Source organism: Paenibacillus silvae (assembly GCF_014639235.1).
In the GTDB taxonomy this organism is placed as follows: Bacteria; Bacillota; Bacilli; order Paenibacillales; family Paenibacillaceae; genus Paenibacillus; species Paenibacillus silvae.
In genome coordinates this window covers 1,002,154-1,014,899 of record NZ_BMFU01000002.1, presented here as the reverse complement: position 1 = coordinate 1,014,899, position 12,746 = coordinate 1,002,154, and the positions used below count along the sequence as shown (strand labels likewise).

Here is a 12,746-nt window from a genome sequence, read left to right as displayed (position 1 = left end):
AGTGAAATTGAGGCTGAATGAAAAAAACAGGTTTGAATTACCGTTACATAAGGATGAGCGAGCTTATTTGGGGTAGAAGGATAGATTCTGACATGTGATGATGATGGATTTCTATTTTGATTTTTGCGAATGTTGAGTTAAACTGTTATTGTACTGTTCGATAAATAAAGGGGCGGTGTTATGGTTAGAAAACGGGAATTCGACACAGATAAGGCGCTTGATGCTGCCATGCACGTATTCTGGGTTAAAGGATTCGAAGCGACATCGCTTACAGATTTAACTACGGCGATGGGGATTCAGCGGCCCAGCTTGTATGCGGCGTTTGGAGATAAAAAGGAGTTGTTTGAACATGTACTCCGTAGATATACAACCTTTCATGCGGCAGAGATTAGAGCGCGGCTGGGTCAGGGGGACTCCGTCAGAGAAGCTGTGCAAGAGATTTTTGAGTGGATTGCAGCAAAAGGAGGAGCGGGTAATCCTGCTTACGGGTGTTTTTGTATTAACACGATGGTGGAACTGGCTCCTCATGATCCCAAATTTGCGGTCTTAACACGAGAGCATCAGATGTACCTGGCAGTTATTTTCAGAGAGGTTATCGAAAGAGGGCAGCGAAGCGGAGAACTGGCAGGGGACATCAATGTAGGTCTTGTGGCGCAATCACTGGTGGTGTCGATAATTGGGATAACGGTATTGATGAAATCAGGCCCGGATCGTCAATTTGTAGAGCAAAGCATTAAGGCAGCAATGTCTGTACTAAAATAGTTTGTTGAAGAGCCTGCATCACAAGCTGTAAACGGGAAATAGTGCACGCTGATTAATGAAATTTACGGACAAATCCGTAGCGTAGTGTCTACTTTCTTGACATATATCCAACAGGTCCCAAGGTGGCTCATTGAAACTAAGATCGAATGTGTCCGCGATTCCTAACGATTCCCAGAAGCCCTATTTGACCTGATTTCAGGTCGATAAAATTCTAACGAATCTCAGATGCGCTATTTTATGCGGAATCATGAAAAAACAGCGTTTTACACATCAAAACAACGAAATAACGTTCCTGTGATTCGTTAGAATTCAAAAACTGCCTTTTTCGGTGGAATAAGGGTCCTGGGATCGTTACAATCAGGAGACCCGGCTCACGTGAGACAATCATGGAATAGACATGGAACAGAGGAGTGTTTGCTAATGATCGAAGTGACCACTGTGACCCGTATAAATGCACCGATCGAACGCTGTTTCGATATCGCACGTGATATCGATTTACATACCCGAACGGTATGGAAGCATACGCAAGAACGAGCGATAGCTGGTGTCACCAGCGGCATGATTGGTCATGGAGATACGGTGACCTTTGAGGCTGTGCATTTTGGAGTGAGGCAAACGTTAACCTCACGGATCACAGCGTATGATCGCCCTTATCTGTTTGTTGATCAGATGGAGAGGGGGGCGTTCAAGAGCATGAGTCATGAGCATCATTTCAGCGTGTGCGGGGAACAAGAGACTTGTATGAGAGACACACTGCGATTTGAGGCGCCGCTGGGAGTCCTCGGATGGACTGTAGAAAGGCTTATTCTGAAAAGATATATGCAGGCTTTTCTGGAAAGTCGCAATGAGAAGCTTAAATCAATGCTTGAGCGCTAATCTACATTGGATGATTGCGTTGCACAAGAGTAATATGCTTCATCGAAGTCATGTTTGCATCGAATTGCAGTGATGGACTCCATCGAAGTCTCTCTGATCGTTGCAGTAGTGAACTCCATCAAAGTCATGCCTGCATTGAATATCAGTAATGGACTGCATCATCGAAGTACATGTCTACATCAAGTAATTTACTTGAATTTCAGCATGGCATCACAACCGAGCAGCATACCACGTCTGGGCCTAATGCCTTACTGGATAATTTCAGCTGTCCATACTAAGATTAAATTAACATTACCCAAAAACATAAATCAATATGGAAAAAATACAACCTTCCCGTCCTGAAAACGTATGAACCAGGAAAGGGGAGTGTGAAGAATGAAGCTTACCATGGATCGGATCTATCTGATAGGTTTTTACCTGTTGAGCATTTTGCTGATGACAAGAAGTGGTCTCCACATCGTTGGATATTGTCTTATTAGCGGCGGCACGCTTGCTTTGATAGCGGTAGCTACATCCTTGTTTCATACCAATCATTCCAAGATGGATTTATTTATTAATAAGCTTCGAGTGGTTGGCAAAATAATGCTTGCAGCAGTGCTAACAGCTCTCCTGATTAAAGGCATTATATTTCTATCTAGTTGAAATGAAGATGATTACACGAAGACTTTAATTACAAAATTAATGGTAATGGCCCAAATTAATGCCCCCAATTAATAACTACATCTAACATCTAACTCGCTCTATCTAACTCAATTAATCTAGCTCAATCAATCTAACTAAAACGATCTAACTCAATCGATCTAAACCCATTGTATTAAAAGCAGATATGGTAGAGTTATTCGGCGGAACCTTAAATGCAATGCAAAAAAGGTGCTTGGTCAGGTCGCTGCACTGACTTGTTAGCACCTTTTTGCTTGGTATTGAAACGGTCCTTCAGCGTGATGAGGAGCGAATCATGGCTACGCTGGACTGGCGGACAATCAGACGTGGTTCAAACTGAATGTGCTCATAATCCGCCGTGCTCATCTCGCGAATGCGTTTGAGCAGCAGCTCCGTGGCGAGCCGAGACACTTCTTCACCCATAATGGATACAGAGCTGATCTGAGGTGAGGAAACCGTCGTCCATTGATTGTTATCAACGCCCACCACAGCAACATCTTCGGGCACACGCACGCCCAGTTCCTTGAAGCGATTCACAAGCCCGATGGCAACCATATCATTAATGGCGTACACCGCATCCGGCATATGGGTTAAACCGTAAAAGTAGTCGGCAGCACTTGCTCCCGTAGCTAATGAGAAGTCTTCCCCGAAATAAACGAGTGAAATATCGACATGTCCTACAGCCTGCTCGTAAGCGCGATAGCGCTCCTCAATGATATCTTTAGGGGCACCGGCATAAGCAATCCGGGTTCGCCCGATTTTAAACAGATGCTCCATTACAAGCTTGCCTTCAGGCTGTGACAAGGACACGATGTCCGCCTGTATGCCTGGCTCCAGTTTTTTGCCATAGTTTATGATCGAGATCGGGATTGGAGCTTTGTTAATTAGTGCAGGTAACGTCTTTGGATAGGCCAGCGGCATGAAAATAAGACCGTCCACGTGCAGCTTTTTTATATTACGTATGGTTTCAAGTTCGGTTCTTGCATTACCTGCCGTATTGATCTGCACGATGTGATATCCGTGCTGCTTCGCAGTCTGCTCAACTGACCAGGAGATTTCAGGAATAATGGCGTTGCGGATGTCGGGAACCACCAGTGCAATCTGATGGGTTTGCCGGATCTTCAGGCTCTGTGCAGAGGTATTGGGCACGAACCCCAGCTCTTCGATAGCCCGCATCACTTTATCTCGTGTTGCGCTGCTGATTCCCTCCGCATTGTTGATAGCACGGGATACCGTTGCGATCCCTACACCGGCACGTTCAGCGACATCTTTAATCGTGATTTTCTGTTCTTTACTCACTTATAGTTGACCTCACTTCATCGGAAACGATTCCGTATTTTCGGCTTATGTATGTTTTGCAAGGTATGCATATAACTTGATTATACCATTGGTACAGAGCATCAACCCGCTTATAAAGCGAAAACGATGTAAGTTTATGCATTTTTATGTTTATTTTTCTAATAAATCATCAAAAATAAACGAAAATGCATAACAAAGTTAGAAATTAACGAGAAAATCAGCTTTAAATCAAGGTTTGATTCGTGCTTTTGCTCACAGGATCGACACATCTATAGGGAAATTTGTTTGACAGCGTATCTCAAATGTGACATATTTAATTTACGGAAACGTTTCCGAATATGCTGAAAAAATCATTTGGGAGATGAATTGAATGAAAGCATTGCGTTGGCATGGAGTTAAAGATCTGCGTCTGGAAAATATTGCTGAACCTCAGCCTAAACAAGGCCAGTTAAAAATAAAAGTGCAATGGTGCGGGATTTGTGGTAGCGATCTGCATGAATACACAGCTGGACCTATTTTTATTCCTGCTCAAGACCCGCATCCGCTAACAGCGGAGAAAGCACCTATCGTTATGGGGCATGAGTTCTCTGGACAAGTCGTTGACGTGGGTGAAGGCGTAACCCGTTTCCAGGTCGGTGATCGTGTCGTTGTGGAGCCGATCTATGCATGTGGTCAATGTGAAGCATGTAAGCAGGGCAGATACAATCTGTGCGACAAGATGGGATTTCTAGGTCTTGCCGGAGGCGGAGGCGGCTTTTCCGAATATGTAACCGCAGCGGAGAACATGGTACATCCCATTCCTGATTCAATCTCTTATGAGCAGGGAGCTTTGGTGGAGCCTTCCGCAGTAGCTTTGCACGCCGTGCGTCAGAGCAAACTGAAAGTAGGCGATACCGCAGCAGTGTTCGGTGCAGGTCCAATCGGTCTGCTTGTTATTGAAGCACTGAAAGCGTCCGGGGCTTCAAATATTTATGTTGTGGAGCTGTCGAAGGAGCGCAAAGCGAAAGCAGAGGAATTGGGTGCGATCGTGATTGATCCTACCGAATATAATGTGGTGGAAGAGATTCATCGGCGTACGCAAGGCGGAGTGAATGTGGCTTATGAAGTAACGGGTGTTCCACGTGTGCTGCAGCAGGCTGTTGATTCAACGCGAATTGGTGGAGAATTGATGATTGTAAGTATTTTTGAACAGGAAGCGCCAATTATGCCGAATTCTGTTGTCATGAAAGAACGCACAGTAAATGGAATTATCGGTTATCGTGATGTATTCCCGGCTGTAATCAGCTTGATGGAAAAAGGCTTCTTCCCGGCAGACAAGCTGGTGACTAAACGAATTGCTCTGGATGAGGTTGTGGAGCATGGCTTCGAAGCACTGCTCAAAGAGAAGAATCAAGTGAAAATTCTGGTTAAGGCAGAATAAGTCTTGAATTGCAAATAAAACCCTGGGTAGATACCTTCATCTTTAGATGAGAGTGTCTACTTTTTTTTGCTGAAAAGGGCGAAATTTGTTGCAGTTTCATTACATTTTACATACTATAAAAAGATACAAAATGTATCGTTTCATATTAACGTGAGTCATCATGTTGGAGGAGGAAACGGACATGCAAAGCAAAGTAAGATGGACAGCCATTGCACTGGCTCTTGCCGCCGGGGCAGGTTGGATGTTTATGGGCAGTGCCAAGCACAAGACAGCCGCACCAGCAGCGGGGCCTGTGTCAAGCGAACAAGGCAAAGTTCATGTGTCAAGTGCACCATTACAGTCAGCGGATGTGACGAACAAGCTGGAATTGCTCGACAGGCCTTTTAAAAAGTCGCCTTATGCAAACAACGTCTGGGACATGCAGCTTTACAAAGGCCGGATCTATCTCGGTCATGGGAACAGCAGTAACTTAGGACCAGCGCAAAATGCGGGACCGATACCTGTCATATACTACGATGCGGCCAGCGCAGCATTTCAGACACAGACGGTGACAAACAGCAACCCCAGCATCCTGCCTCAGGCCAAGAAGTTTGTTGATGAAGAGCAGATCGATGTCTACAAAGTATTAAATGGCAAGCTGTATATTCCGGGCAATGATTCCGATGGCGAGAGCTGGGATTTTGGAAATTTCTATCGCCTGGATGGAGAGGTGTGGACCAAGTATCGCAATTTGCCATTAGGTGTGCATGTGTATGATATGGCGTATTACCAAGGCAAGCTTTTCGCCGCACTGGGGACCGAAAAAAAACCGATCGTACTGATCTCTCATGATGACGGAGAAAGCTGGCAGCAGTTTGCTACAGTTAAAGGCATGGGCGCCAGAGTGTATACGATGTTCCAAATCAACGGTAAATTATACGCTTCAACGATGATGTATCCTGCGAACAATATATGGGGTGACAAGGGATACCTGCTTGAGATCAACGAACGTTTGGAAAAGAGAGATGTGGTCGTCTATGGCAGTAAAATACTTCCAGGATTGACGTATCAGCAGGGTACAACTCCGTATAACAAAATCGGCAAAAATGTTAATTTTAACGATAAACTCGTTTATATCGTAGGCAGCGTATTTAATGATTCTCAGATAATGCCTAAATCACTGAATGTGATGACAGATATCAATCAGGCGAGACGTGTCATGCTGCCTGATCCCAATGCGTTACCTACCGATCTGCTGGTGCGTGACGACAAGGTGTATGTGCTCACGTATACAAAGAAGCAAACCAGTCTGTATATAAGTCGTGTTTATCAAAGCAATGATCTGAACACATGGAATGAAATATTACGATTTACCCAGGACACGTATGCCAAGTCATTCGAGGAGTATGGTGGAGATTTTTATTTTGGACTCGGCACTGACCCTGACGTTCTGTCTCCCTCTTCAGGAAAGCTGCTGCGGGTGAAGCGCGAGAATATTCCTGCAAACTCGAATTAAGAAGAAGGAAGAATTGGATTGAAATATTGTGGATCAGAAGATTATGGATTATATATTATGCTGCACCCACATTATTTGTGACCACGAAGGATGCAGGTTATGTTCCTTCTGTGCAAGGCAGTTTTACGGCATTTGGGTTTTTCAACAGCGCTTGTACAGGGCTGTTCTTTTTTTTTGTCTAGGTCGCTTCTGAAAACGCTGAAGAGAGCCAATTTTGCCGAATTTTCGTTCCAAGCAAGGAAGTTACCCTCAGGCGTGCGGGCACGTCAAGAGAAAGTGATGTAGCAGGGGACGAAAAGGAGGAAAAGACACAATTCAGCAGGATTCAAGACACGCCCTAACCTTGTACGTGAGAAATTTGTTTGAAAATAAAAATAAGAATCTATAAAATGGATAAAGAGCAAGATTCATGACAGTCCACAGGCGTATGACAGCTGTATTCATCCGAAGCATGTCACATCTCAAGGTAAGTGAGAAAAGTATACTTTCCATAGCAAAGGAGACTAAATCATGAATGTACCTTCAGCTTTATTCAAACCATTCACGTCCGACAAGCTTACCTTGCCTAACCGAATCGTTATGGCACCAATGACACGCGGATTTTCACCGAACGGTGTGCCTGGGCCTGAAGTGGCCGACTATTATCGTCGTAGAGCGGCTGGTGGTGTGGGATTAATTATTACGGAGGGCACGGGCATTAATCATGCTTCCTCCGTCAGCGGGGAGAGCATTCCGCTGTTCCATGGCGAACAGTCTTTACAAGGCTGGGCTAATGTGGTCAAGGCTGTACATGAGGCTGGCGGTAAAATTATGCCACAGCTGTGGCATGTCGGTACGGCACGGCGCGCTGGGGATTTGCCGAATCCAGACGCCCATCCTGTAAGCCCTTCGGGTGTCAGCATGGCGGGTGAAGCAGCATATGAACCTTTAACTGAGGAAGAGATTCAAGAGCTGGTTCAGGCTTATGCGCAGGCAGCGGAAGAGGCCAAACGAATCGGATTTGACGGCATTGAGCTGCATGGCGCGCACGGATATTTGATTGACCAATTTTTCTGGGGACAGACCAATCGAAGAACGGATAAATATGGTGGTGATCTGGTTAACCGGACGCGATTTGCGGTTGAGGTTATCGAGGCATGCCGTGCTGCAGTTGGACCGGATTTTCCGATTGTGCTTCGTTTCTCCCAGTGGAAAATGGGTAGTTACGAGGCCCGTCTCGTCGAATCACCGGCAGAGCTGGAGCAATTTCTGCAGCCGCTCAGTGAGGCGGGGGTAGATATATTCCACTGTTCCACACGGCGCTTTTGGCTGCCGGAATTCGAGGGCTCGGATCTTAACCTTGCAGGCTGGACTCGTAAAATCACTGGAAAACCAGCCATCTCCGTAGGTTCTGTAGGCCTTGAAGCAGAGTTCGTGGAGCGGGCGGCCGAGAACAAAGGGACTGGAGATGCGCATCTCGATATATTAAATGAGAAGCTGGAGCATGGTGAGTTTGACCTGATCGCTCTGGGGCGTGTGCTGCTCAGTGATCCGGAATGGCCGCTCAAAGTGCAGCAAGGACGCACCTCGGATATTATTCCTTTCACGAATGAAGCGTTAACAAGACTGTACTAAGGTATGTCTGAAAATGCTGGGGAATCCAATACTTGCAGTATTTTCGTTCCGATCCAAGCCAGGAAGTTTACGGCAGGCGTGGCGTGTGCGACAAGGGAAATTGATGCAGCGGGGGCGAAAAGGCGTCAGAAAATGCACGCAGTAGGTTTCACAACACCCTCTAAATAACTAAATGAAACAGGAATTCCTCCCGGATAATTTTACCTGATAAGTCACGTCAGTTTTGTAAAGTTGGTGTGGAGAGGGCGTTTTTAGGGAAGCTGAGCTCTAACGATCTCAGGAAACCTTATTTGGCTGTTTTTGCCCGAATTTAAAATGTAACGATTCTGAGCGACGCTATTTGGTCAAATTTCGCTAATTTGGATTCAAAATCGTCATTTCATGGAGGAATAAGGTCACTGGGAATCGTTAGAATTTAGAATGCTGGGAAATGAACAGAATAAGGTTTCTAGGATTCGTTAGAATTCAGGAGCCACCATTTACTAAAGAAATGTATTATTAAATTTCATCATATGAAAAATTCATAATAGTATAATAGATTGTTCATAACGAATGCATGTACGAATGCCTGAATGAATGTCTGAATGAATGTCTGAATGAATGTCTGAATGAATGTCATAATAAATGTCGTAATAAATCTCTAAGTGGATCTCTAAATGGAACTCTAAATAGATCTCTAAATAGAGCTAATTGAACGAGTGCCTAGTGAATGTACAACGAACGTTGACCATTAGAAGAATCGTAAGAACATATCCATAAATAGCATGTATGATATGGGAACGAAAGCCGCCGTCAGGCGGCTTTTTACTGTGACCAATAGGTTCGTGCAGCGATTCCGCCTGGTACTGCGTCAGAACTCCGGATGTAAATATGAATGAACCTTTTCCCTGCAAAATGGACGAAATTCGTTCACTATACAAGCGAACGGACTTCGCTTGATGCAATTTTCGATTCAGAATATTCTACGCTCAAGGTCTCAATTCTGCTTAAACCATGCTCCAACTATTCTAGGGCGTGCATTGAAGGCTGCTGAAGTGCATCTTTTCCGCCTTTTCGCTCCCTGCTGTGTCACTTTCCCTTGACGCACACGCCACGCCTGCCGTAAACTTCCTGGCTTGGATCGGAACGAAAATTCAGCAAAATTGGCTTCCTTCAGCCTTTTCAGACACACCCTAGAATTGATGCCCCAATTATCATTAGATTTCAGACGTCGCACACTAAAAATAAATATTTCAACATATGAAAAATTCACAATAGAAAACCGCTCCCCCGCTTGCACGTTTCACCTCCAAGTTTCGTTTGCGCCCGCATCGTTTAAACAACGAAAAGTACCACACCTCCATGCCCAAAGATACAATTATTTTCGTACCGTACACCTATTTTGAAAATCATTCACCTTATGGTAAGGTTAGCCCTGAACCACTCTAAGGGTATTTAATGAACTTACAAGTGATAAGAGGAGGCCAATATCCTTGAACAAGCATACAAGCAGAGCACGGCATACAAACCGAATATTAAAACGAAGAATGCAGATGATGTGTCTGCTCGTAGTTATCATTACGCTGTTAGCAGCGTGTGGTCAGACTGCGAAACCTTCTCCTGCCGAGAGCAGTAACGGCGGCGCAGCGACAAGTCCGAATACATCTTCTTCTGGAAATGATTCGACCGCGCCTCAGGAAGAAGCGCAGGGCGGTTCCCAGGAGGGAGCGCAGGGAGGTTCCAAGGATGAAGCGCAGGAAGAAGCAGACCCGGTGAAGAAGCAGCTTGAGCAGTTAAGCCTGGAAGAAAAGGTGGGCCAGATGATTCTGGCGGGTGTGCAGGGCACAACGATGGATGCGCAAGCCAAACAGATGATTACAGATCAGAAGGTGGGCGGCATTATTTTCTATGCGAGCAATGTGACCACACTGCAAGGCACCGCGGCATTTGTGCAATCGATCAAACAGGCGAATCAATCCAACCCGGTACCCATCCTGATGAGTGTGGATCAAGAAGGCGGCAAGGTGAGCCGTATGCCAGACACGGTCGAATCCATTCCTTCCAATCGCAAAGTAGGCAAAACCAATGATCCTGCCCTTGCGGAGCAGATGGGGGCATTGCTGGCGAGACAGATCAAGCTTGCCGGATTTAATGTTGATTTTGCTCCTGTGCTCGATATTAACAGCAATCCCCAAAATCCGGTGATTGGCGACCGTTCCTTCGGCACAACTGCCGATCTGGTTACTCGCATGGGAATGGCAGAAATGAAGGGATTGCGGCAGGAAGGCATCATCCCGGTTGTGAAGCATTTCCCCGGTCATGGAGATACGTCTGTGGATTCCCATCTGGACCTGCCTGTGGTGAACAAAACGGAGAAGCAGCTTGCAAAACTGGAATGGATTCCGTTCCAGGCCGCTGTGAAGGAGCAGGCGGAAGCGGTTATGGTGGCGCATATTTTGTTTCCCAAATTGGACCCGGACTATCCGGCATCCCTGTCGAGTGTAATCATCGGAGAACATCTGCGCGGAAAGTTCAACTATCAAGGTGTAGTGATTACAGATGATCTGAGCATGGGTGCCATTGCGAAAAATTATCCGTTAGAAAAGGCTACGATTGCAACCGTTCAGGCGGGAAGTGATATTTTGCTGGTGGCTCATAGCTATGAAAGTGCCAAGACGATTTTTGATACACTGATCAGTGCGGTGAAGTCAGGCAAAATCAAGGAATCGCGTATTGATGAAAGTGTGTATCGTATTCTCACATTAAAGCAGCAATACAAGTTGTCTGATGATCAGCAGGCGACAGGAGACGTTAAGCAGTTGAATGCAGATATTCGGAGCTGGCGCAAACAGCTCGATGCCCGTTGAGTGATCCTGTGTTATGATTTGGCTAGGAAATAGAGAAAAATGAGCTGTCATAACAGATTAGAGGAGAGAGCGTTTTCTATGTATACCATTATGATCATAGAGGATGATCCCAAGATTGCGGGTCTACTGAAGTCACATATTGAACGTTACGGAGATCGAGCTGTATTTGTAGAAGATTTCGAACAGGTCATGGAACAGTTCAAACAAATTCAGCCTCACGTTGTCTTGCTGGATATCAACCTGCCAAGCTATGACGGGTTCTACTGGTGCAGGCAGATTCGTACCTTATCGACGTGCCCGATTCTGTTTATTTCCGCGAGAAGCGGCAAGATGGATCAGGTTATGGCTCTGGAGAACGGGGCTGATGATTACATTACCAAGCCGTTCGAGCATGAAATTGTAATCGCCAAGATTCGCAGCCAGCTCCGGCGCGTGTATGGAGATTATGCGGTGCGTGATGAAGAGCGCAAGGTTGAACTGCATGGGCTGGTGGTCTACCTGGAGAGACTGGAGATGGAACTTGGGCATGAGAAGGTGCAGCTGACCAAAAAGGAAACGGTTCTATTGGAAACACTGATGCGACGAAGCCCCAAGCTGGTGAGCCGGGAAACCATTCTGGAGAAACTCTGGGATGATTCCTTTGTGGACGACAACACACTCAGCGTAAATATTACACGTGTACGAAAGCGCCTTGCCGAGCTTGGCATTACCGATGCACTGGAAACAGTGCGGGGTTCAGGATACAGGCTGATCCATAACTGGAAGGCGGCATCGCCATCATGAAGCTGTTTGTGCGTGAACATCTTGCCTTGACATGCTGGATTATGGTGATGATGCTAACGGTGGTTGCCGTTTTCTGGTACGATGGCTACGATCATTGGAGAACAGCCTTATATGCAGTGAGTCTCGGTTTCTTCTGGTATGTCGGTTATCTTGTGTATCGTTATTTGTCTCATCGTGCCTTCTATGCCCGAATGACACGGCCTGTGAATTCGCTGGACGAATTGGTAGCCCTGCGTGAATCTGCTCCGCTGTCCGTCGCGCTGGAAAAGCTGCTGGATTCACAATATGGGCAGTATCATGCTCATCTGAACCGGTTGGAACATAAGCAGCAGGAGTATCTTACATTTATGAACCAATGGGTTCATCAGATGAAAACGCCTCTATCCGTTATTGAACTGACTGTAGAGGAGCAGGATGATGATGATGCCCGTTTTCGCAGCATTCAGGAGGAAGCGGATCAGATGCGCCGAGGGCTGGAGACGGTGCTCTATGTAGCCAGGCTGGATACGTTTGAGCAAGATTTCAGTGTTGAACCTGTAGTGCTGCGAACCGTGGGGGAAGAAGCAATCCATGAGCTGAAACGATTTTTCATTCGCAACCATGTCTATCCGGAGATCCGGATGGATGCATCATTGGTTGTGCAGTCCGACGCCAAGTGGCTTCGTTTTGTGCTGGTGCAGCTGCTCGCTAATGCGATTAAATATTCGGCAGGCAGCCGGAAGAAGGTGCATCTTCGCGCGTATGCAGCAGATCGCTCTATCGTGCTGGAGGTTCAGGATTATGGCATAGGCATCCCCAAATCAGACCTGAACCGGGTGTTCCGCCCTTTTTTCACTGGCGAGAATGGACGACATTTCAAGGAATCTACTGGTATGGGTCTGTATATTGCCAAAGAAGTGCTGACACGTATGAATCATCAGATCGAGCTGGAATCGGTGTATCATGAAGGCACAACGGTGCGGATTATATTTTTTTATGACAAAGGATGAAA

10 protein-coding genes are annotated in these 12,746 nt (G+C 46.0%); 9 read left to right on the top strand and 1 reads right to left on the bottom strand.

All coding sequences use genetic code 11. The annotated features are described in order from the left end of the window. The first annotated feature begins 180 nt into the window (after positions 1-180). From IEW26_RS10330 to IEW26_RS10320, 3 genes are all read left to right on the top strand, one after another. Positions 181-762, top strand: a complete 582-nt coding sequence (locus IEW26_RS10330) for a TetR/AcrR family transcriptional regulator (protein ID WP_188592309.1) — start codon at positions 181-183, stop codon at positions 760-762. 420 nt (positions 763-1,182) lie between these two features. Then, a complete protein-coding gene (locus tag IEW26_RS10325) occupies positions 1,183-1,638 on the top strand; it encodes an SRPBCC family protein (protein WP_188592308.1) in 456 nt (151 codons plus the stop codon). Positions 1,639-2,013: 375 nt separating this feature from the next. Beyond that, positions 2,014-2,280: a hypothetical protein gene (locus tag IEW26_RS10320; protein ID WP_188592307.1), complete on the top strand. Its 267-nt coding sequence runs from the start codon at positions 2,014-2,016 to the stop codon at positions 2,278-2,280. A 291-nt stretch (positions 2,281-2,571) separates the two neighbouring features. On the opposite strand, the gene IEW26_RS10315 is transcribed toward IEW26_RS10320, so the two are convergent. After that, positions 2,572-3,597, bottom strand: coding sequence for a LacI family DNA-binding transcriptional regulator (locus IEW26_RS10315; RefSeq protein WP_145402537.1), 1,026 nt, complete (start codon positions 3,595-3,597; stop codon positions 2,572-2,574). Between the two features lie 370 nt (positions 3,598-3,967). Between IEW26_RS10315 and IEW26_RS10310 the strand changes: the two genes are divergently transcribed. From IEW26_RS10310 to IEW26_RS10285, 6 genes are all read left to right on the top strand, one after another. Further along, positions 3,968-5,017, top strand: coding sequence for a 2,3-butanediol dehydrogenase (locus IEW26_RS10310; RefSeq protein ID WP_188592306.1), 1,050 nt, complete (start codon positions 3,968-3,970; stop codon positions 5,015-5,017). 181 nt (positions 5,018-5,198) lie between these two features. Then, entirely contained in the window at positions 5,199-6,512 is a 1,314-nt protein-coding gene (locus IEW26_RS10305; protein WP_188592305.1) for a hypothetical protein, read from the top strand. 510 nt (positions 6,513-7,022) lie between these two features. Beyond that, positions 7,023-8,126 (top strand): NADH:flavin oxidoreductase, encoded by a 1,104-nt coding sequence (locus tag IEW26_RS10300; protein ID WP_188592304.1) that lies wholly within the window; start codon positions 7,023-7,025, stop codon positions 8,124-8,126. A 1,472-nt stretch (positions 8,127-9,598) separates the two neighbouring features. Continuing rightward, complete coding sequence (gene nagZ / locus IEW26_RS10295) at positions 9,599-10,972, top strand: beta-N-acetylhexosaminidase (RefSeq protein WP_229729770.1); 1,374 nt, start codon at positions 9,599-9,601, stop codon at positions 10,970-10,972. Positions 10,973-11,050: 78 nt separating this feature from the next. Then, positions 11,051-11,755: a response regulator transcription factor gene (locus IEW26_RS10290; protein WP_188592303.1), complete on the top strand. Its 705-nt coding sequence runs from the start codon at positions 11,051-11,053 to the stop codon at positions 11,753-11,755. Then, entirely contained in the window at positions 11,752-12,744 is a 993-nt protein-coding gene (locus IEW26_RS10285) for a sensor histidine kinase (protein WP_188592302.1), read from the top strand. The genes IEW26_RS10290 and IEW26_RS10285 overlap by 4 nt, the downstream gene beginning before the upstream one ends. Positions 12,745-12,746 lie beyond the last annotated feature (2 nt).

Coding starts and splice junctions, on each gene's coding strand:
- IEW26_RS10330 (WP_188592309.1), top strand. CDS start 181: ATGGTTAGAAAACGGGAATTCGACACAGATAAGGCGCTTGATGCTGCC.
- IEW26_RS10325 (WP_188592308.1), top strand. CDS start 1,183: ATGATCGAAGTGACCACTGTGACCCGTATAAATGCACCGATCGAACGC.
- IEW26_RS10320 (WP_188592307.1), top strand. CDS start 2,014: ATGAAGCTTACCATGGATCGGATCTATCTGATAGGTTTTTACCTGTTG.
- IEW26_RS10310 (WP_188592306.1), top strand. CDS start 3,968: ATGAAAGCATTGCGTTGGCATGGAGTTAAAGATCTGCGTCTGGAAAAT.
- IEW26_RS10305 (WP_188592305.1), top strand. CDS start 5,199: ATGCAAAGCAAAGTAAGATGGACAGCCATTGCACTGGCTCTTGCCGCC.
- IEW26_RS10300 (WP_188592304.1), top strand. CDS start 7,023: ATGAATGTACCTTCAGCTTTATTCAAACCATTCACGTCCGACAAGCTT.
- IEW26_RS10290 (WP_188592303.1), top strand. CDS start 11,051: ATGTATACCATTATGATCATAGAGGATGATCCCAAGATTGCGGGTCTA.
- IEW26_RS10285 (WP_188592302.1), top strand. CDS start 11,752: ATGAAGCTGTTTGTGCGTGAACATCTTGCCTTGACATGCTGGATTATG.